Origin of the sequence: Aquabacterium sp., from assembly GCF_014378415.1 — a bacterium.
Lineage (GTDB): Bacteria > Pseudomonadota > Gammaproteobacteria > Burkholderiales > Burkholderiaceae_C > Aquabacterium.
The window spans coordinates 1-20,692 of record NZ_JACMNS010000027.1 but is presented as its reverse complement, the minus strand read 5'-3'; the positions used below and the strand labels follow the sequence as shown (position 1 = coordinate 20,692).

At 62.3% G+C, this 20,692-nt stretch carries 17 protein-coding genes, 1 tRNA gene and 1 pseudogene; 14 read left to right on the top strand and 5 right to left on the bottom strand.

Features of this window, described 5'->3' with window-relative positions; genetic code table 11:
- Positions 1 to 600, top strand: a pseudogene (locus H7225_RS03230) (deoxyguanosinetriphosphate triphosphohydrolase); the annotation flags it as partial.
- Here H7225_RS03230 and H7225_RS03225 read toward each other — a convergent pair.
- Both H7225_RS03225 and H7225_RS03220 read right to left on the bottom strand, forming a co-directional pair.
- On the bottom strand, positions 601 to 2,742 hold the full coding sequence (locus H7225_RS03225; protein WP_290659349.1) for a methyltransferase domain-containing protein: 2,142 nt from the start codon (positions 2,740 to 2,742) through the stop codon (positions 601 to 603).
- Positions 2,739 to 4,715 carry a tetratricopeptide repeat protein gene (locus tag H7225_RS03220; RefSeq protein ID WP_290659348.1) on the bottom strand — a complete coding sequence of 659 codons (1,977 nt, stop codon included), beginning with the start codon at positions 4,713 to 4,715 and terminating at the stop codon, positions 2,739 to 2,741. Before H7225_RS03220 ends, H7225_RS03225 begins: the two co-directional genes overlap by 4 nt.
- Before the next feature lie 326 nt (positions 4,716 to 5,041).
- Here H7225_RS03220 and H7225_RS03215 point away from each other — a divergent pair, with 326 nt between their 5' ends.
- The 12 genes from H7225_RS03215 to H7225_RS03160 all read left to right on the top strand — a co-directional run bounded on the left by H7225_RS03215 (position 5,042) and on the right by H7225_RS03160 (position 15,875).
- On the top strand, positions 5,042 to 5,887 hold the full coding sequence (locus H7225_RS03215; protein ID WP_290659347.1) for a flagellin: 846 nt from the start codon (positions 5,042 to 5,044) through the stop codon (positions 5,885 to 5,887).
- A 233-nt stretch (positions 5,888 to 6,120) separates the two neighbouring features.
- On the top strand, positions 6,121 to 6,966 hold the full coding sequence (locus tag H7225_RS03210) for a flagellin domain-containing protein (RefSeq protein ID WP_290659346.1): 846 nt from the start codon (positions 6,121 to 6,123) through the stop codon (positions 6,964 to 6,966).
- A gap of 101 nt (positions 6,967 to 7,067) precedes the next feature.
- Positions 7,068 to 8,525, top strand: a complete 1,458-nt coding sequence (gene fliD / locus H7225_RS03205) for a flagellar filament capping protein FliD (protein WP_290659345.1) — start codon at positions 7,068 to 7,070, stop codon at positions 8,523 to 8,525.
- A gap of 125 nt (positions 8,526 to 8,650) precedes the next feature.
- Entirely contained in the window at positions 8,651 to 9,844 is a 1,194-nt protein-coding gene (gene fliD / locus H7225_RS03200; RefSeq protein ID WP_290659344.1) for a flagellar filament capping protein FliD, read from the top strand.
- 137 nt (positions 9,845 to 9,981) lie between these two features.
- Positions 9,982 to 10,434 carry a flagellar export chaperone FliS gene (fliS, locus tag H7225_RS03195; protein ID WP_290659343.1) on the top strand — a complete coding sequence of 151 codons (453 nt, stop codon included), beginning with the start codon at positions 9,982 to 9,984 and terminating at the stop codon, positions 10,432 to 10,434.
- An 11-nt stretch (positions 10,435 to 10,445) separates the two neighbouring features.
- Complete coding sequence (locus H7225_RS03190) at positions 10,446 to 10,793, top strand: flagellar protein FliT (RefSeq protein WP_290659342.1); 348 nt, start codon at positions 10,446 to 10,448, stop codon at positions 10,791 to 10,793.
- A gap of 12 nt (positions 10,794 to 10,805) precedes the next feature.
- The gene (locus H7225_RS03185; RefSeq protein ID WP_290659341.1) at positions 10,806 to 11,519 is read left to right on the top strand and encodes a flagellar brake protein; all 714 of its coding nucleotides are present in this window, start codon (positions 10,806 to 10,808) and stop codon (positions 11,517 to 11,519) included.
- 47 nt (positions 11,520 to 11,566) lie between these two features.
- Entirely contained in the window at positions 11,567 to 12,532 is a 966-nt protein-coding gene (gene hemC, locus H7225_RS03180; RefSeq protein ID WP_290659340.1) for a hydroxymethylbilane synthase, read from the top strand.
- Positions 12,533 to 12,539: 7 nt separating this feature from the next.
- The gene (locus H7225_RS03175; RefSeq protein WP_290659339.1) at positions 12,540 to 13,352 is read left to right on the top strand and encodes a uroporphyrinogen-III synthase; all 813 of its coding nucleotides are present in this window, start codon (positions 12,540 to 12,542) and stop codon (positions 13,350 to 13,352) included.
- A 7-nt stretch (positions 13,353 to 13,359) separates the two neighbouring features.
- Positions 13,360 to 14,478, top strand: coding sequence for a uroporphyrinogen-III C-methyltransferase (locus tag H7225_RS03170; protein WP_290659338.1), 1,119 nt, complete (start codon positions 13,360 to 13,362; stop codon positions 14,476 to 14,478).
- 4 nt (positions 14,479 to 14,482) lie between these two features.
- Entirely contained in the window at positions 14,483 to 15,736 is a 1,254-nt protein-coding gene (locus H7225_RS03165) for a heme biosynthesis HemY N-terminal domain-containing protein (protein ID WP_290659337.1), read from the top strand.
- Positions 15,737 to 15,798: 62 nt separating this feature from the next.
- A tRNA-Arg gene (locus H7225_RS03160) sits at positions 15,799 to 15,875 on the top strand.
- A 360-nt stretch (positions 15,876 to 16,235) separates the two neighbouring features.
- Here the strand turns inward: H7225_RS03160 and H7225_RS03155 are convergent.
- The gene (locus tag H7225_RS03155) at positions 16,236 to 17,819 is read right to left on the bottom strand and encodes a HipA domain-containing protein (RefSeq protein WP_290659336.1); all 1,584 of its coding nucleotides are present in this window, start codon (positions 17,817 to 17,819) and stop codon (positions 16,236 to 16,238) included.
- Positions 17,816 to 18,067, bottom strand: a complete 252-nt coding sequence (locus H7225_RS03150; protein WP_290659335.1) for a hypothetical protein — start codon at positions 18,065 to 18,067, stop codon at positions 17,816 to 17,818. The genes H7225_RS03155 and H7225_RS03150 overlap by 4 nt, the downstream gene beginning before the upstream one ends.
- 451 nt (positions 18,068 to 18,518) lie before the next feature.
- On the opposite strand from H7225_RS03150, the gene H7225_RS03145 reads away from it, so the two are divergent.
- Positions 18,519 to 20,240: a diguanylate cyclase gene (locus tag H7225_RS03145; RefSeq protein WP_290659334.1), complete on the top strand. Its 1,722-nt coding sequence runs from the start codon at positions 18,519 to 18,521 to the stop codon at positions 20,238 to 20,240.
- A gap of 9 nt (positions 20,241 to 20,249) precedes the next feature.
- Here the strand turns inward: H7225_RS03145 and H7225_RS03140 are convergent.
- On the bottom strand, positions 20,250 to 20,692 hold a 443-nt coding region (locus H7225_RS03140), incomplete at its 5' end, for a DUF1993 domain-containing protein (protein WP_366481282.1).

The window sequence follows — 20,692 nt, the reverse complement described above, 5'->3', positions numbered from 1 at the left end:
TTTCTGCAAGGCACGCAGCCCAGCCTGGAAGCGCAGCTGTGCAACCTGGCCGACGAGATCGCCTACAACGCCCACGACATCGACGATGGCGTGCGCTCGGGCCTGATCACGATGGAGCAGTTGGAAAGCGTGCCCCTGTTCACGCGTTTTCGGGACGAGACCTTGTTGGAGTTCCCGCAGGTGAAAGGACGGCGCTTGTTGTTCGACACCATCCGCCGCATGCTGTCGCAGCAGGTCTACGACGTGATCGACGCCACGCGCGATGCGATCACCGAGCACGCCCCGAGTTCCGCCGACGCGGTGCGCATGTGCCCGTCGCTGGTGCGTTTCAGCCACCCGATGCGGGAAGCCAGCACGCAGCTCAAGCGTTTCTTGTTCAAGGAGTTGTACCGGCACCCACAGGTCAACGAGACCACGGTGCGGGCCAAACGGGTGATTGCCGAGTTGTTCGCGGCGTATGTCCAACATCCGGCCGAAATGCCTGTGGACCATGCGCAGCGCCAAAACAAGCACCGCGCGGTGGCCGACTACATCGCCGGCATGACCGACCGCTTTGCCATCCGCGAGCACGAACGGCTCACGGGACAGCGGCTGTTCTGATCAGGCGGCCAGATCCTTGGGCATGGTGTCCACAGCCCTGAACTGTTGCACCAAGCCCTCGACCACAGCCAGCGTTGGTTCGGCGCTGAGGATCTCCGCAATCTGACGAATGGCGTCTTCCGGCAAAGTCCACCACTGCAGCCGCAGCAAGGCGGCCCGCACATCTTGGTCGAATCGGAACTTGAGGTGCTTGGCCGGATTGCCACCCACGATCTCATAGGGCGCGACATCCTTGACGACCTGGGCATTGGCGGCAATCACCGCCCCATCCCCGATGGTGATGCCCGACATGATGGTGGTCCCATGGCCGATCCACACATCGTTGCCAATGACCACATCCCCATTGGTGGCCGGATGTCCCTTGATACCCTGGCCGCCGAGTTCGTCGGGATACAAGTGTCCAAAGGGATAGGTGGTCGTCCACTCGGTTCGGTGATTGCCCCCCAGGAAAATGGTCACGGACGAAGCGATGGAACAAAAGCTGCCGATGTCCAGCGAAGCGCCATCGCCCCACTCACGCACGGAAAGGTGCTCCATGCCATAGGTGAAACGGCCAATGCAAACATCGCTGTTTCCCACTTTGTCGCGCAGGCCCGTCTTGTTGACAATGTGTTTTTTGCCTGCTTGATGCAGCACCAAGCCCGGTCTTGAATCGTTCGCCGCGACGGCATCGGCCGGCAAGTCGTCGGGCAGTGCAAAGTCAGCGCGCATGACCCTCGCAGTCGTGCGCTCTTTCATCGTGGTCTCGACTTTGGTCAGCACCACACGCATGAAAGCGGCCCGGTCTTTGGCACACTCCTGCAGCTTGTCGTCAAGGTATCCGAACTGCTCGACGGTGAATCGATGCTCAAACCAACCCAGGTACCAGAACCAGTCGGTGTAGTAGAGCCAAGACTTCTCGTTCAGAGCGCGAAGGTGGGTGGGATCCTGCCAAGCCGTCGCCGCGTGCTCGTAGGGAACCTCCAGCAAGAACTTACCCCCAGTCTTCAGCAACTTCAGGCAATTGCCCATCAACTCGGGCAAGTCCGGCACGTGTTCCAGCACATTGTTGGCGTAGATCATCTCGGCGCCGCCAGCTTGGAGACACAGCGGACCGCCATACGAGGTCGTGACCCTGACCGGCCATGTCACGGGCCGCCCCAGGTCCAGCACCAAGTCGGGCTGCGCCCGGTCGAGCACATCGATGTTCAGCCAGCCAGGCTTGTAGTCCTTGCCCGAACCCAGGTTGATGCGGGTCGGTTGCCAATCATCGTGCGATCGCGCCAGTTGATGCGTTCGGCCATAACCGGCGGCAAACGCCAGCAAGTCGGCATAGGCCTCGATGGGGTCGGCATCCTGGAAGTTCACCAGGCACTGGATGGCCTGTTCATAGAACTCGGGGGAGCGGAACTGCACGGCAAAATAGGTGTCAAGGTTGGCCTCGTCCAGCCAGATCACGCTGTCTTCGAACGCCGCGTGCGGCCGCGTTTGTGGGGTTCGCTCGGAGATCACTGGCGTGCCCACTGAAAGGCAATGCGAAACACGTGCCTGCTCGAACCGGCTGCTGGTGTAAAAGTGCGCGTTGAACACGGCTTTGGACTGAACAATCAACTGATCGCGCTCAGGTCCGTAAAGCGGGCTGTCAAACAAGCCGACTTTCACCCCCTGTGCCTCAATGCGGCTGATCATGGCCCGGCGCCGCTCGTTCATGCTGCCGATGAAGAGCAGGTCAATCGGCCGGTCTTCCAGGGGCAAGAACTCGACCTGAGACAAATAGGGCGCGTACAAGAAGGGCACCAAAGGCACGTCATCAGCGTTTGAGGCGTAGGCAGCGACGTTGTCCGCGTCGTAGTCCACCACGGCTGAGCTTGACAGCAACTGCAGGTAGTCGCGCGACACCGCCGCACCGCCTTGTCCAAGTTGCTCCAGGTTCACGAAGATGCAGCTGTAGCGCAGGCGCAGCGAGGCGTCAAAACCCAGGTGGGCGCCAAAGACGAAATTGACCGCGTCATGGCGCAGGCGATTTTTGGCCAGGCTGACCTGGGCGCCCATGCGGCGGAACTGGTGGCGGAAATAGCGCGCCTGGTCCAGGAAGCCCAGCGCATGGACATAGCCTGATGGCTGAACGATGCACAGGTGGATGTTGGGAAGCTGGCTACTCATGGCAGGTTTCCTTGAATTGGATCGATGTGCTCGAAAGGCTTGCCCTGCGACCAACGCTCGGCCATGGCCCACAGCAAGCGGCCAAAATCGCGCGTGTAGCTGTGGCTGTCAAACAGTGGCGCGGTGCCGCGCGACTGAACCAGGTGGTCCCGAATGGCTTGACGCTGAGCGGGGTCGGTGGCGAGTTGCATCACCTTGGCCTCGTAGTCGGCCAGGCTGGTGGTGATCAGCTCGGGTAGGCCCACGTCGCTCAACAAGCTGGCCGCCACACGCGAAGCGAAGGTGTTGCCTGCGTAAGTGACCAGGGGCACACCCGCCCACAAGGCATCGCTGGCGGTGGTGTGCGCATTGCAAGGCCAGGTGTCGATGAACACATCGGCCAGCGCGAGGCGGCTCATGTGCTCCTTGGCCCCCACCCTGGGCGCGAAGTAGAGGCGGCTGGCATCCACACCACGGGCTTCAGCTTCAGCACGCAACTGAGCAGGCGATTGATCGTTCCATTGCAGCAGCCAAAGCACCGAGCCAGGCAATTGGCGCAACATGCGGCACCAGACATCGAACACTTCAGGTGACAGCTTGAAGGGCTGGTTGAAGCCGCACAGCACCAGGGCATCCTGCGGCAATCCCACCTCCTCACGCGTGCAGGGTTGCGGCTTGGAACGCTGGCGATCATTGGGCTGGTAGCAGCGCGGCATCAAGGCCAGCTTCTCGCTGTAGTTGTTCGCGTGCGCCAGGGGCGAGACGATGGCATCCCCAATGAAGTAGTCCATGTAGTCGGCGCCCGTTGTGCCTGGGAAGCCCAGGAAGCTGGCCTGCACCGGCGCGGCCCGATGGCCAAAGATGCCCAGGCGGCTGCCGCGGGTGTGACCCTTCAGGTCCACCAGCACCTCGATGCCATCGTTGCGCACCATCTGCGCGACCTGCATGTCGCTGAATGCCTCGACCTTGACAAACTTGGCGCATGCCAGTTTGAGCCGCTCACGCATGGGGCTGCCATCTTCCGGGCCATGCGAATACATGGTGACTTCAAAGCGGGGATCAGCGTGCAACTGTTCGAACACCTCGGCCATCAGGATGGCAGTGGCGTGCTGGTGGAAATCGGCGGACACAAAGCCAATGCGAAGACGTTCGCCCAGCGCCCGGGGGGCCACAGGCGCAAGCGGCTCGGCCAGGCGGGCCTGGAAACGCGCGCATGAGCGGGCCACGCGCAAGTGCTCCTGCGGGTCGTCCGTGACCGTGACATGCGCGAATACCGAAGCCCAGGCCATCGACTCGGCCGGCAGCCGGGCGGCTAATTCACGCAAGATCACCAGGTCGGTTTTGGCATGCTGCCAGGAACAGATCTCTCGCTCAATGAAGGTCAGCATGCCTTGCGCAGCCAGATCGCCGGGCCCCATGCCCAAGGCCAGCGCAGTGCGAAAGCATTCGATGGCCTCTTGCTTGAGCCCGAGCGCATTGAATGACAGCCCAAGCCGGTAGTGAGACAGGACGTGGTCAATGTCCAACCCCAAGCCATCGAACAAGGCAGTGATGGCCTGCTCATGCTGACTGGCGCTGAAGAGCGACTCACCCAGCAACTGGTAATACCGGGCCGAACGCGTCACATGTTCAGGCAGCTTCTGCATCAACACCACGCTCTCGGCATGGCGGTTCTGCAGGTTCAGGCACTCGCAGGCGATCTCCAGGGCGATGACATTCTCCGGCTCCATGGCGACCACCTTCATCGCCGTGAGGTGGGCCTGCATGGCGTCGCCATTCATCATCTGGGCACGCGCGAGGTTCAGCAGGTACAGCGCATCTTGCGGTTGGCCATTCACCGCCTTGTCGAAGGCGACCTGCGCCTTGGACCAGTCGCCAGACTTGGCGTATTTCACACCCGACTCCCAATTGTGCTGGGCCAGCCTCAAGACTTGGGCGCGCGAGCCGTTATGGGTCTTGTTCGGAGTTTTGACGGGTTTCTGGTGAATAGCCATGAAACCGGAGTCTAGAGAGATGGCCTGGAAAGCAGGTTCGGAGTTGGCAGCCGCAAGGCGCTTTTTTCACCGGATCTAAAACTTGCCTAGACCCTTTCAAAAAAAAACTCAAGTCCCTGCAAGCACGTTCCGATAAGTAAACCAACGGCCTTCACATCTTTAAGTAAGTAGGCACGTGGTCCGGTTAGCCGGCCGATGGTTCTGGTGGCCAAGCCACTCGGGCAATGCGGTTGACTAGCGTCGGGCAGGCGAGCTGTAGTAGCTGTATCGCTGCACCAATCTTGTTAGGCGCTTCCCGCCGTTTTTTTTACCATTAGGAGTACACCATGGCATCCATCATTAACACCAACCTGAACTCGCTGAACGCTCAGCGAAACACAACTTCTTCGCAGATGTCGCTGGCCACGTCCATGCAGCGTCTGTCGTCCGGTCTGCGTGTCAACTCCGCCAAGGACGACGCCGCCGGTCTGGCCATTGCCGAACGCATGTCTGCTCAAGTCAAGGGCATGAACGTCGCGGCGCGCAATGCAAATGACGGCATCTCGCTGGCCCAAACGGCTGAAGGCGCGCTGGGCAAGGTAGGTGAATCGCTGCAGCGCATGCGTGAATTGGCTGTTCAAGCTCGTAACGCCACTAACAGCGATGGCGACAAGGACTCGCTGGACAAGGAGTTCCAGCAACTGTCGAAGGAAATTCAACGCGTTTTGGGCGGCACCACCTTCAACGGCAAGGCCATCATCGGCAGTGATGCCGACACCCTGACCTTCCAGGTTGGCGCTAACACCACCGACAACGACATCATCGAGGTGTCGACCACCGACATGACGACCGACGCCAGCATCACCGCCGTCACTGACAGCACGGCGGTGATTGACAGCACGACCGATGTCTCTGGCCTGGCCGACGTGATCGACAACATTGACGCTGCCATTGACCGCGTCAATACCGAGCGCGCTGTCTTCGGTGCCACGCAAAACCGTTTCGACTCGGTGATCTCCAACCTGCAAGTCTCGGTCGAGAACCAGACTGCTGCACGCAGCCGGATCATGGATGCTGACTTCGCCTCAGAAACGGCGAACCTGTCACGAGCCCAGATCCTGCAACAGGCGGGCAACGCGATGATTGCGCAGGCCAACCAGTTGCCTCAGCAAGTGCTGTCGCTGCTGCGCTGATCAAGGAATTCATGGGGCCAGGGCGCCCCAGTTCCTCCCAAAGCCGCCTCCGGGCGGCTTTTTCATTTTGTTTTAATTAGGCCGGTTTTCACTCCTCACATCCCACGATTGCGCCTTGCAGAAGTCTTAAACAATTGGGGCACCGGTCAAAGCTTCTCAACCAGCATCTTTGGCCAGCTTTCTAGCAGGTCGGCGTTCTCGCCGGACGTCACTGGATTTCTCAGGAGTGCCCCATGACCCAAACGATCAACACCAATCTGAATTCGCTGAACGCTCAGCGGAATCTGAACATGTCGCAGACGTCACTGTCCGTGGCCATGCAGCGCCTGTCATCCGGCTTGCGCGTCAACTCCGCCAAGGACGACGCCGCCGGCCTCGCCATCGCCGAGCGGATGAACTCCCAAATCAAGGGCATGAACGTCGCGGCCAGAAATGCCAACGACGGCATCTCACTGGCGCAGACGGCCGAAGGTGCGTTAGGCAAGATCAGTGATGCCCTGCAACGCATGCGGGAGTTGGCAGTTCAGTCGCGCAACGCCTCAAACAGTAGCAGCGACCGCGATTCGCTGAACAAGGAATTCCAGCAGCTGTCTTCAGAAATCATCCGTGTGACTGCTGGCACGACCTTCAACGGCAAGCCCATCCTGGCCACCGGCGCCGCGCAAGACTTCCAGATCGGGGCCAACACCACGGCCAACGACATCATCACGATCACCACCACGGACATGAGCGCCGATCCCAGTATCACGGCCGTCACAGACAGCTTGACCGTGATCGACAGCACGTCCGACACGACGAAGCTGGGAGTCGTGATCGACGCCATCGACGGCGCCCTGGACCGCATCAACAGCGAACGCGCTGTCTACGGTGCCACGCAAAGTCGTTTCGACGCGATCATCTCGAACTTGCAGGTGTCTGCCGAGAATCAGACTGCCGCCCGCAGCCGGATCATGGACGCCGACTTCGCATCAGAAACCGCCGCCTTGTCACGCGCCCAGATCCTGCAACAGGCCGGTAATGCCATGGTCGCCCAGGCTAACTCACTGCCACAGCAGGTGCTCAAGCTGCTGCAGGGTTGAGGGTTGAGGGCTCAAGTTACTGGGCGCTTGTGTCGATACACCCTGTGTCGAGCCTTGTCATGTGACGGGCCAAGACGTTTCGCAGGCTGAAGGAGCAACACATGGCCAGTAGCATCACCTCCCTGGGCATCGGCAGCGGCCTGGATGCCAACACGATCGTGACCAAACTGGTCGCGCTGGAAAGCCAGCCGATCACCAACCTGCAAACCGCGTCCGACAAGCTGCAGACCAAGATCTCGGCCTATGGGCAGATCCAGTCTGCGGTGTCCAGCGTGCGTGATGCCGCGCGGAAATTAACCTCGGTCGATCTGTGGGGCGCCACCGCCGCCGCTTCGGCCGATGCCACCGCCGTGAACGCCACCACTTCGGCGGGCGCGCAAATCGGCACTTACAGCATTGACGTCACCGCCCTGGCCAAGCCTCAGTCAGTGGTGACCAAAACTTCTCTGGCATCTGGTGCGAGCACGCTGGGTTCAGGCACCCTGACCCTGGATGTCGGCACCTGGACCGGCACCAGCTTTGCCGCCAAATCTGGCGCCACACCCGTGACCATCACCGTGGCGGCCACCGACACCCTGGCCAACATCCGCGACAAGGTCAACAGCAGCAATTCGGGCGTCAAAGCCTCGATCGTCACGGACTCGTCCGGGTCGCGCCTGGTCATGCAATCGGCCACCACGGGCGAGGCCAATGGCTTTCGCGTGACCGTCGCCGACGCAGGCGATGGCAACGACATTGACAATGCGGGGCTGTCCGCCCTGGCCTACGACCCCGGCAGCACCACGGCCGGCACAAGCTTGAGCCAGGGCGCCGCCGACGCTGAAGCGACGATCAACAACGTTCCCATCAAGTCGGCCACCAACACCTTGAGCGAGGTGGTCTCAGGCTTGTCCATCACCTTGAGCAAGGTCACCAGCAGCCCGACCATCACCACCGGCCCGATCACCATCACCGTCAGCCAAGACACCGCCACCATCACCAAGGCTGTGGCCGACTTCGCCACCGCCTACTCTTCGATGGCCACCCTGCTGAAGGCCAACACCAAGTACGAAGAGAGCAGCAAGGCCGCCGGCGTACTGCAAGGCGACAGCGGTGCCTTGAGCGTTCAAAACCAGTTCCGATCCATCCTGGGCAACAGCTCTGCCGCCTCCACCACTTTTGACACCCTGTCGTCGGTCGGGCTGGAAATCCAGACCGATGGCACCGTCAAGGTCAACAGCACCAAACTGACCAGTGCGCTGGGCAATCTGGCAGAAGTGAAGAAGCTGTTCTCGAACTCGGACTCGGTTGACCCGACCAAGGACGGCATCATGACCCGCTTGCGGGTCATGAGCGACAGCCTGATGGGCACGGATGGCATTTTGACCGTGCGCACCGCCGGCCTCAAACAGACGATCACCGACAACCAGTCCCGGCAAGAATCCTTGCAGAACCGTGTCGACCTGTACGAAAAGCGCCTGAAGGCGCAGTACACCGCGCTCGACACCATCATGGCTGGCCTCACCAGCCAGGGCAACTACGTCACTCAAATGATCAATTCGCTCAATAGGAGCAATTGATCAGGGCCTGCCACGGCAGGAATTCACGATTGACTTGCGATTGCTTCTCAAGACTGAGCCAAGCCTGCCGATACCCCTGTTGAATGGTTTTTTTAACAGGTTTTAGACAGTATCGGAGCAATATCATGGCTTCAATCTCCGTAACGGGGACGGGCAGTGGCATTGATGTCAGTTCGTTCGTCACACAGCAGCAACTGACGGTTGAGAGACCGACGGCTGATCCATCACGAGCGCTCCAGGTTGCCCCTGTCCAGACTAACCTGTCCTCCCAGGGCAAGCTGCAAGGCGCGCAATCCACCTACGTGAGCGCCGCCCAAAATCTGGCCGAAGACATGAGCTGGGCTCACACTGTGACGCAGTCCAGCCAGGCTTCGGCCGTGTCAGCCTCCAGCGACAGCACCGCCACCGCCGGCAACTACAGCGTTGAAGTGAATTCGCTGGCCACGGCTCAGGCCACCACCTCCGCCTCATTTTCAGGCGTGGGCACGGTCATTGGATTGGGCACCCTGCACATCGAACTGGGGGGCATGAACAGCTCGCAAACGGCGTTTTCCACCAACCCCAATTGGCCCAAGTCGGACGTGCGCCTCGGGCCCCACGACAACTCGTTGGAAAAGATCCGCGACAAGATCAACGCCGCCGGCGTGGGCGTCGTGGCCTCCGTCATCAGTGACGCCACAGGCTCGCGCCTGGTGCTTCGATCAACCACCACTGGCGCAGACAACGGCTTCAAGGTGTCGGCCTCTGGTGAGGAGGGCAAGCCCCCCGGCCCCGACCTGGCGGCCCTGGGCTTCGACCCCATGCTCGCTCAGCAAAGCACCGTGCAGACACAAGCTGCGGCCGACGCCAAAGCCAAGATCAATGGTGTGGACGCTCAATCGTCCACCAACACCGTGTCCGATGCCGTGCAAGGCGTCAGCTTCAAGCTGGGCAAGGTCACTGATGGCCCCGTCAGGGTGTCGGTTGACAAGGACCTGAACGCCTTGAAGAAATCAATCAACGAGTTCACCCAGTCTTACAACGAACTCAAGGCCTTGGGGCAGCCCCCCGTGGTGCCGAGCCAGCGCCTGGCCGACATCGGGATCGCCCAGAACAACGATGGCGCCCTGAAGGTTGACAGCGCCAGGCTGGACAAGGCCCTGGCCACCCAGCCAGAGAAAGTCCGAGACGTGTTCGCTGAAGCCCTGGATGAGGTGTCCGCCAACCTGGCCCAGGACCAGCCATCGGCGCGCGGCTCAGACCAACCAGCGGCTTCCTACGCCCAAAAACTGCTGGTCCAGTACAAATCGCTAGAGCCCAGCGAGACTGCTGCGCATTGAATTTTTCGTGTTGGGAAACAGGGCCCAAAAACCCTCCATTCCGCGCAATCAGAATGATGTTTTAGGTTCAAGCTGGTCAGGGAAGTGTCGATAAATAGCTCAACGCTGATTGCAGCATCTTCCGAGAGTCATTTCAGATGTACGCCACCATCACAGCCTCCTCTGCCAACGTCTTTGGCCCCAGGTCATCAGGCAATATGTACCGCCAGATCGGTCTCGAAACCGGGGTCAGCGGTGCCTCACCGCATCAACTGATTGGCATGCTACTCAATGGCGCACTCGAAGCCATTGCACAAGCGCGCGGTGCCATCAAGGCCAAGCAAATTGAAGCCAAGTGCAAGGCCATCAGCAAGGCCGTGAGCATCGTCGACGAAGGCCTGAAGGCCAGCCTTGACTTGAAAACCGGTGGCGAATTGGCCGCCAACCTGAATGACCTGTACGCCTACGTGACCACCCGTTTGACACAGGCCAATCTGCATTCGGATGACGCTGCCCTGGAGGAATGCGCGAACCTCCTCGGACCCTTGCGCGATGCCTGGAGCAGCATCGGCTCCGGCAACGCTGAACAAGCGCGCACCACCCACCTTTAAGGGGTTCGCCCATGAACGCCCCAGAACTGATCACCGCCCCTGACGAAGACATCCAAGCAGGAAGCCTTTTGAGTTACTACGAAGCCATTGAAACCGCCAGCCACGACATGCTGGAAGCGGCCCGCACGGGCGATTGGGACACCGTGGTCCGACTGGAAGGCGCTTGCGCCGTGCTGATCTCTCAGCTCAAGCACGCCGCCGACCAGTACCCGCTGGGCGCCGATGAGCGCGCCCTCAAGAGCCGCATCATGCAGCGCATCCTGGTCAACGACGCCGAGATCCGCCACCTGGCCGAACCCTGGATCAATGACCTTGGCAAGATGATGGGCAGCAAGTCGGACCCTTCTCAAATGCATTGACCACAGCGGCCCATGGACGATTACCGAATCACCTCGCTCGTTGAAATCGATGAATTACTCAAGCGCTTGCTCAATGCCAATGCCTTGATGACATTGAGCGGGCCCGGCGGGACGAACTACACCACCATGCTGTGGGCGGTCGATTCAGCGCGTGGCGTTGTGTGCTTCAGCGCCGAAGCCGGTGACACCAGGCTGCAAGCCCTGCTGGAAACCGAAGAGGTGGTGGCCGTGGGCTACCTGGACAGCATCAAGCTCCAGTTCGACCTGGACGGCGTGGTGCAGGTCCATGGCAACGGCTCCGTCGCCCTCAACGCGCAATACCCGCGCACCCTGTACCGCTTTCAACGGCGCTCCAGCTTCCGGGTCAAGCCCATGATCAGCAGCATCCCGGTGGCGCACATGCGCCACCCCGCCGTCCCTGACATGAAGCTGGACCTGCGTGTGCTGGACATCAGCCTGAGCGGCGTGGCGCTGTTCTTGCCGCACAACCTGCCCATGGTGTCGCCGGGCGTCAAGATCGGCCAGTGCTTTCTGGACTTGGACTCCGACACGCGCCTGGAAATCGGCCTGATCATCCACCACGTCAGCGTCATCAACCCCGAGTCCCAAGGCGCCCGCCTGGGTTGCGAGTTGGTCAACCTGAACGGCGCCAGCGAACGCGCCTTGCAGCAATACATCAACCAGACCGAAAAAAGACGCCTGGCGTTGGCCACGCGCCAGGACTGAACCTGGCGGCCTCCACCCGGCGCCCCCAGCGCTGATAGCATCGCCGGATGACTGCTCCTGACACGACCCCCTCGGCGTGGGTGATCGCCACCCGCGAAAGCCGCCTGGCCCTGTGGCAGGCCGAACACGTTCGCGGCCTGCTCCACACCCGCTTCAACCGCCCCGTCTCGCTGCTGGGCATGACCACCCGTGGCGACCAGATCCTGGACCGATCCTTGTCCAAGGTGGGCGGCAAGGGCCTGTTCGTCAAGGAGCTTGAAGTTGCCCTGGAAGAAGGCCGCGCCGACCTGGCCGTGCATTCGCTCAAAGACGTGCCCATGGAGCTGCCCGAAGGCTTCGTGCTGGCCTGCGTGCTGGAACGCGAAGACCCCCGCGATGCATTCGTCTCCAATGATTTCGCCAGCCTGGACGCCCTGCCCCAAGGCGCCGTGGTGGGCACCTCCAGCCTGCGCCGCCTGACGCAATTGCGCGCCCTGCGCCCCGACCTGCAGATCGAGCCCCTGCGCGGCAACCTGGACACCCGCCTGCGCAAACTGGACGAAGGCCACTACGCTGCCATCATCCTGGCCGCTGCCGGCCTCAAACGCCTGGGCCTGACCGAACGCATCCGCCAGGTCATCGACACCGACGTGATGCTGCCTGCTGCCGGGCAAGGCGCCCTGGGCATTGAGGTGCGCCTGGACCACCCGGACCTGGTGACTTCGCTGGCCACGCTCACGCACACGCCCACCTGGCTGGCCACGCTGGCCGAACGCGCCGTGTCGCGCGCCCTTGGGGGCAGTTGCTCCATGCCCTTGGCCGCTCATGCGCAGTGGCCATCCGCCGATGCCGAGGCACCCGGCACCATGACACTGCGCGCCCTGCTGGGCCACCCCACCCAGAACATGCTGGTGCGCGCCCAGACGCAAGGCTCACCCACCACACCGGCCGAGGCCGAGGCCTTGGGCCGGCAAGTGGCGCAGCAGCTCCAGGCCCAAGCCGGCCTCGAGTGGCTGGCCGCGCTGGCGGCCTGAGCCCCCCATGCGGCTGCTGGTCACCCGGCCTGAACCCCAAGCCAGCGCCTGGGTTGAGCAACTGCGAACCCTGGGCCTGGATGATGCCCAGGCACTGCCGCTGATCGACATCCAGGGGCCTGCCGACCCGGCCCCCGTGCACGCCCTGTGGCGCCAATTGCACCAGGCCCGCCTGTTGATGTTCGTCAGCCCCAGCGCGGTCGAATGGTTCTTCCGCCTGCGCCCTGCCAACTGCCTTTGGCCCGACCACACCCTGGCGGCCGCCCCCGGCCCCGGCACGGCCCGCGCGTTGGCGCAAACTGCCTTGGATGCTGGCCTGCCCTTGCCCCAGGTCATCTGCCCCGCTGACGACGCCGCGCAGTTCGACTCCGAAACCTTGTGGCCCCTGTTGCAGGCACGCGATTGGCAGGATCAAGCCGCCTGGACCATCAGTGGCGGCGATCGCCAAGACGCCAAAGGCCGCGCCTGGCTCAGCGAGCAATTGCGCTCGCGCGGCGCCAACGTGACCTCGCTGCTGACCTACCAGCGCAGCGCAGCGCACTGGTCGCCCGAACAACAAGCCCTGGCCCTGGCCGCCGCCCAGCACCCGCAAGATCACCGTTGGCTGTTCAGCAGCTCTGAAGCCATCGAGCACCTCACCGACACCCTGATGCCCGGCCAGTCGTGGCAGGCCGCCACGGCCCTGGCCACCCACCCCCGCATCGCCGAGCGGGCCAGGTTGGCCGGGTTTGGGCAGGTGATCGCCACGCGCCCCACCCCCGAGGCAGTGGTGGCCGCACTACGACCCGCCAAATCAGGCCCGTGCACGTCGATACAATGAATCCATTGTGAGCGAAACCGACGTCATCCTTCCGCCTGAACCCGACTACCAACCCGTGGCCACCTCGGACTGGATGCGCTGGGCCGTCCTGGTCCTCAGCGCGGTCTGCGTAGGCAGCGCCTGGCTGGCCTGGACCACCCAGAAAAAGGTCGACACCCTCGAGCAGGAGCTGGTTCGCCGCCAGCAAGACAGCCAGAGCCAGGCCACTGAAGCGCGCCTGTTGGCCAAGCAGGCGCAAGAGATCTCACGCGAAGCCGCCGCCCGCACCACCTTGCTCGAAACCCGCCTGGCCGAAGTCACCTTGCAGCGCAGCCAGGTCGAAGACCTCATCAAGTCCATGTCGCTGTCGCGCGACGAAAACCTGGTGGTCGACGTTGAAGCCGCGCTGCGCGTGGCGGTGCAGCAATCTGCCCTGACCGGCAGCGCCGAGCCCCTGATCACCGCCATGAAGTCGGCCGAAGACCGCTTGAGCCGAGCCCGCCAGCCGCGATTGGACAGCGTGCGCCGCTCCCTGGCCAAAGACCTGGACCGCATCAAATCCACCCGCGTGGCCGACCTGTCGTCCCTCACCATCCGCCTGGACGAGGCCATTCGCCTGGTCGATGAGCTGCCGCTGATCAGCCAGCAGGTGGACGAATCAGGCCGCGCGCTGGCACGGCCCACCGCGCCGGAGCCCAAGGGCAAGGCCGCGCAACGTGCCAAGCTGGCCGCCAGCAGCGTCGAAGCGCCCGCACCGGACACGCCCCTGGGCGACCAATTGCTGCAGTGGGGCCAAAGCACCGCCCGCACCGCCTGGCAAGAAGCGCAAGCCCTGGTGCGCATCACGCGCATCCGCCAGCCCGAGGCCATCCTGATCACGCCAGAGCAATCGTTCTTCCTGCGCGAAAACCTCAAGCTGCGCCTGCTGAACGCGCGCCTGGCACTGCTGAGCCGGCAATCGGCCTCGGCCGTGGCGGATGTGAACGTGGCCCAGGCTGCTTTGACCAAGTACTTTGACACCCAATCGCGCAAAACCCAGTTGCTGCAAAGCCTGCTGACCGACGTGGCCACGCAAAGCCCGCAGACCCTGGTGCCCCGCCCGGACGACACGCTGGCCACCCTGGCCGCCATCGTCGGCGGACGTTAAGCCCATGCGCACCATCGTCTGGCTTTTGTTGCTCGCGGTCGTGGCGGTTGTCGCCGCCTCCGGCCTGGGTGGCAACGATGGCCTGGTCAGCATTTACTGGCTGGGCTGGCGCACCGACCTGTCCTTCAACCTGTTCGTGATCAGCATGGTGCTGCTGTTCCTGGCCATCTACTCCACGATCCGTGGTCTGGATTCCCTGATCGGCTTGCCGCAACGTGCCAAGCGCTGGCGCCTGATGCAACGTGACCGCGCCGCCCAGACGGCCCTGCGCGAAGCCCTGGCCCTGTACCTGGCCGCCCGCTACACCCGCGCCCACCGCGAAGCCCAGCGTGCCATCGCCATCCAGGCCGACACCCCCGACCTGGCCCTTGATGCCGAGTTCACCGCCTTGTCGCACCTGCTGTCCGCCGGCAGCCTGCACCGCCTGCAAGACCGCAAACAACGCGACGAACACCTGCAGCGCGCACTCGACCTGTCGCTGCTGACCAAGCGCCCCCGTGCCACAGAAGAAGGCGCCCGCTTGCTGGCCGCCGAATGCGCCATCGACGACCGAGATGCCACGCGCGCCCTGCGCGACCTGAGCGAGCTGGCCCCTGGCGTGGCCCGCCGCACACAGGCCCTGCGTTTGAAGCTGCAGGCCGCCCGCCTGGCACGCCAGCCACTGGAGGCGCTCAAAACCGCGCGCCTGCTGGCCAAGCACCAGGGCTTCACCGAAGGCGCGGCAGAAGGCCTGTTGCGCACCTTGGCGACTGAAACGCTGGAGACTGCCCGCGACGCCGAGCAACTGCGCAAGATCTGGCAACAGCTTGACTCGGCCGATCGCCGCGATCCGATCGTGGTGGCCCGGGGCGCCACACGCATGTCGGAGTTGGGCGCCCCCAAGGAGGCCCGCCAATGGCTGGCCCCTTTGTGGGACCAGATCGGCCGCCAAACGCTTGAAGCCAGCGAAGCCCTTGCCCAGGCCCTGTCGAACAGCCTGCTGGGCCTGGAGGCCGAATGGCTGCCCCGCCTGGATGCCGCCACGCCATCGGCCTTGCGCAGTGCGGGCCTGGCCCTGGCGGTGGGGCTGGCATTGGCAGAGCGGCAACTGTGGGGCAAGGCCCGCAGCCTGCTGCTGTCAGCCGCCAATGACCTGCAACTGGACAGCCACCGCCGCCGCCGGGCCTGGACACGCCTGGCCCAGTTGGCGGAACAAGAACACCGCGCCGATGAAGCCGCACGTTTTTACCGCCTGGCGGCCTTGGCTGACGCCACGTGATTGCAAATTTTTTGCACCTGACTTTACAAGGCGTATTAATCAATGCTATATTAATGGTCTTGGCGGCTGTAGCTCAGTTGGATAGAGTACTTGGCTACGAACCAAGGGGTCGTGGGTTCGAATCCTGCCAGCCGCACCAAAAATGACGAGGGTTAGCAAGTTGGCGCTTGCTAACCCTTTTGTCTTTCTGGCGCTTCTAGACCAACAAAGAGACCTGCAGTCTGCGGGCTCCAGTTAGCACTTGGTGGCCTCTTCAGGTCATACGAGCGTGAAAATTAGCACCCAAGGGTTTGCACTTGAAAAGTGTTTGAGCGTCGCTTAACCCCGAAAGTCTATGCCACAGTCCAAAAGCAAAAAAGCCACCTGAGTAGGTGGCTTTCGCATTTACGGGAGCACCGCTGATGACGTCACGCCTCGCAGGGCTTGCTCATGCGGCACATAGCGATGCGCGCTAAAACCTCAGGTTGCTTGATGAGGCGCGCGTTGCCAAAGATTGACGCTATCCACGCAGCGGAACGCAGATCGAGGAGGCCTCCGGCTTGCTCGCCTGGACCTGCTTGGCCATGCCCCGAATCACAACATGGAAGATGGAGCGCAACAGCTGCCGCTCAGAGGCTTTCGTCTCCGGCGAGGCGTGGAACGGCGCCAAAAGATCGCGTGGGGCGGGTGTGCCGTAGCCTGCTTCCAGCTCCTCCAGCAAGGCCCGCGCCTTGGGCTCCAGGGCGGTTATGAGTCTGTCCAACTGTCGAATGGTCGCCGCCCTTCCCAGCCCAAGAGCCAGCCCCGCCTCTACCAGGTGGCCATAAGTCACCTCCGAAAACCGGGCGGCGCTCAAGATTTTCAGTCCCAGCGCAGCGTTATTTGGCCACGCCGAGTCGTTGGAGTAGCCCTGGGTTTCGTAGACCGCCGTGCACAGCATGTCATAGCCAGGGGCAAACTCCACCCCCTTGTTGGTGACCTGGAAGGACAGGTTTTTGAGGTGGTTGTCGCCATTGCCGACCAGCGTGTTGAACACGACCCACTGGAAAAGGTGCTGGCGTGTTTTGGCGCGTGACCGCGTTTTGCACACAGCCTCAGTCAAGGTGGCTAGCGTGGCTTCCTCGTACTTGAGCGCCCGGGAAGTGTCGAATAGCTGACAGGTGTCGATGACGTGCATGCGGTCAACTTCGATGACACCCTGCTTCGGCTCAAGACGGTGGACGCGGCGGTCAAACCGTTCGATGAGGTAGGCGGGCTCAGGCAGGTATACACGCGAGACGCAGGGCACGTCCAGGCCCAGCTCTTTGGCCAACCTCATGATGTAGTACTCGTTGACCACCGAGTTCGGGTAGTGAGGCGAGGGGGAGTTGGGTTTGAGGATGTGCGTCGACGGAGTGCCCGGCATTGGCTCAAACAAACCCTCCGGTGTCGCCACCACCACCATCTTGTGCTGGGCACCTGCCAAGGACATCCTCTTCGGTGCACCTTGGGTGAGCGGCGCCTTCTCCAAGTTCTTGATGCGAAAGTCCAGCCCCTCGCGTGTCAAGGGCACCAGCCCAGTCTCAGCTAGCGCCGACCCTAAAGGCAGCAGCACCAGGGAGCCCGCGGACTCCGCCCCGTAATAGCGCAGCAGGCCAAAGGCGTCCTTGAACTCCAGCTGGGCCTCCTTGGCCAGAACTTTGAGCAGGTCCTCCTCTGGCAGCAGGTTGTCAAAGTACCACTGAACCTTCCGGTTGGAGGCCCCGTCCAGGTGTGTGCCTTGGCTTCGGGCCAGGCCTGGAGACAAATCGAAGGCGTCAGGGTTTGCGGCCCATGCCGGGTCGTACTGGAACAACCAGATGTCATTGAGGTCGATGAGCCAGCCCACTCGGTCTTCGTTGACCAGCACCTGCAAAACGCGAGGCGTGGCAAGGTGCGCCTGCCAATGTTGCAACCTGGCCAGCACCTCCGGATAAGTCTGGAACAGGTTGCTTGTCTGGGCGAGCGTTTCGACCAACTCTGCGCACGCTTTGAGCTCAGCCCGGTGCTGCCGCTCTTGCTCTTGCTTAACGGGGCGTGAACCAAGAGACTGCAGGGCGGCTACCAGCTCTTCTCCGCCCTTCATGCCTTGTTGCTCCGGCGGCTGAACATGGCGCTCAACAGCGACTGCACCCGAGCGCTGTTGGCGCCCTTGGAAGCGCTGCGCTTTGCTTGCTCGGCGATGTCCTGCGGCAGCTCGACAACCAACTCAATGCCCGCTTCCTTCAAAAGCTGCATGACCTTGCCCAGCTGGACCGTGGGCTTGCCGCGTTCAACGTCCATCACGAACACGGGCCCAACACCCGCCGAGCTGGCCATGTCATCAGCGCGCACGCGTTGTGTTTTACGAACAAGGCGCAGGACAAGCCCAAGTTCCTCTGGTGTTTCGATTTGAAGTCTCATGCGCCCGCCTTTATCTACTAGCTCGCGTAGATTTTAGCTCAAAGCCGCTTGTTGTAGCAATTATCTACTTGATCCCATAGATAAGCTCCTAATTTTGCCTCGAGAAACAAGAAATCTACTCGATCGAGTATATTTTTGATGAGAGCGGCTACATCAGCATAGATATCTATGCGAGCGAATAGAGTTGCCTGCGAGCATCCCCTGCCAAGGGTGTTCGGTTTTTTGCAATGCTGGGAATTGGCACGGTACCCCACCGACGGGTGCGCATCAGCCAAACGAGCCGACCGTTAACTTGCTGACCCTTTTGTCATTTTCGGCCCACATTCAAGTGCCGCAATCCCTGTGCCGATAACAGTGCATCAAGTCATCGCAGACGGCGCACATGAGGTCTAAACTTTTTCCGCTTCTGAGCTTCAGAACGCACATCGCGGTTGTTTTCGGCGGGCTGGTCATCGTGCTGGCTGGCGCGCTCACTTTCGCGCTGGGCAAAATGCTGACCGCCCAGATCCAGCGGGACCAGGGCGGCGCCCTGAACGTGGTGGCCAACAACGCGTCCAAGATGCTGGCCGACGGTCTGTTTGACCGCAGCCGCGAAGTGCAGGTTCTGACCGAATCAGCGGCCGTGTGGGCCCGAGGGCTGGATTCAGCCGAGGTGGCCCAGAACCTGGCACGCAGCCAGGCCATGCGCCCCAACAGTTTGTGGATCGGCGTGGCCGACGCCGAAGGCGTGGTCCGCTCGGCCACCGGCGGGCTGCTGCTGGGTCAGAACGTCAAGGCGCGCCCCTGGTTCGCCGCTGGCATCCAACGCAACTTCGTGGGTGACGTGCACGAGGCCAAACTGCTGGCATCGCTGCTGCCGCGCCCCAACCCCAACAAGCCTCCACGCTTCGTGGATTTCTCCGCGCCCATCCGTGTCGGCAGCAAGGTGGTCGGGGTGCTGGGCATCCATGGCAGTTGGGATTGGGCACGTGACGTGGTGGAGTCCCTTCACCCAGCGAACGCCAAAGCCTTGCGCATGGAAGTTTTCATCTTCGACCGGTCAGGTGCCGTCATTCACGCCCCGGATGGCAAGACCTCCGAACTGGCGGCAGCGGGCATGCGCCTGCCCCTGGACACCTCACCATCCTCAGGCAACGACAACCATGCCCAACCCGCCTCGGTCATCCAGTGGCAGGACGGCAAGGACTACCTGACGGCCTCCACCAAACTCAAGGCCCTGAGCGTGGCCAGTGACCTGGGCTGGACCATCGTGGTTCGTGAGCCCGTCGAGATCGCCTTTGCCGAGAGCCGCACCGCCATGGTGCAAGCGATGGGCATTGGTCTGCTGGCCGCCGGCTTTGCCAGCCTGCTGGCCTGGTTTGCCGCCGGACGCATCAGCGGGCACCTGTCCGCGATTGCCACCGCCGCCCATGACGTTGAGTCGGGCAGGCCCGGCGCCTCGATCCCCTTGCTGGAAAGCAGCTCTGAAGTGCTGTCGCTGGCCACCGCCTTGAACCGCATGACCCGGCGCCTTATCACGCTGAACGAGCAAATGGAAGACAAGGTCAAGCTGCGCACGCAAGAGCTGGAAGCGGCCAACCGCGAGCTGGACCGCCAGTCGCGCAGCGATCACCTCACCGGTGTGTTGAACCGCCGCGGCTTTGAAGCCCAGCTCAAGATCGCCTTGTCGTCGGCACGGCGCCGCAACAGTCCGATCAGCGTCATCATGGTGGACCTGGACCACTTCAAAATGGTCAACGAAACCCATGGGCACGACGCAGGCGATCAGGTGATCAGGCACCTGTCGGACACCTTGCGGCAACGCGTGCGCGACTCGGACATCGTGGCCCGAATGGGTGGCGAAGAGTTCGTGGTGATGCTGCCGGACACCGACGCCAAAGGCGCGCAGATCCTGGCAGAAGAGCTGGTCAAGGTGGTGGCCTCGCGTCAGGCCCCGGTGGCGGGCAAGGTCACCATCAGCGCCGGCGTGTCTGAGTTGAACATGAAGCTGGAAGACTTGGCCGAGATGCTCAAAGGCGCCGACGAGGCGCTGTACGTGGCCAAGCGCTCTGGCCGCAACCAGGCCATCCTGCATGACGCCAGCGCGCTGGCATCCATGGCCTGATCACGCGGGTCAGTTGCCCAAGAAATCGCGCTTGCCGATTTCAACTCCGCCATGGCGCAACAGGTTGTAGGCCGTGGTGACATGGAAGAAGAAGTTGGGCAACACCGCTTCCATCAGGTATTGCTGGCCTTTTGACTCGACCACGCGGTCGCGCATCTTGATCGAGATGTCGCGCCCCTCGCTGCCATCGATTTGCTCGGGCGTGAGGGTGGATAGGTAATCCACTGTTTTAGCGATGCGCGCCTGCAGTTCGGCAAAGCTGGCTTCGGTGTCTTCAAAGCGCGGAATCTCCACGCCGGCCAGGCGCGAGGCGCCGCCCTTGATCATGTCAGCGGCAATCTGCACCTGGCGCGTCAAGGGGAACATGTCGGGGAAGATGCGCGAGTTCAGCAGCGCGGCTTCGTCAATCTTGCGGGCCTCGCAATGCGCGGCGGCCTTGCCCAGGATGGTCG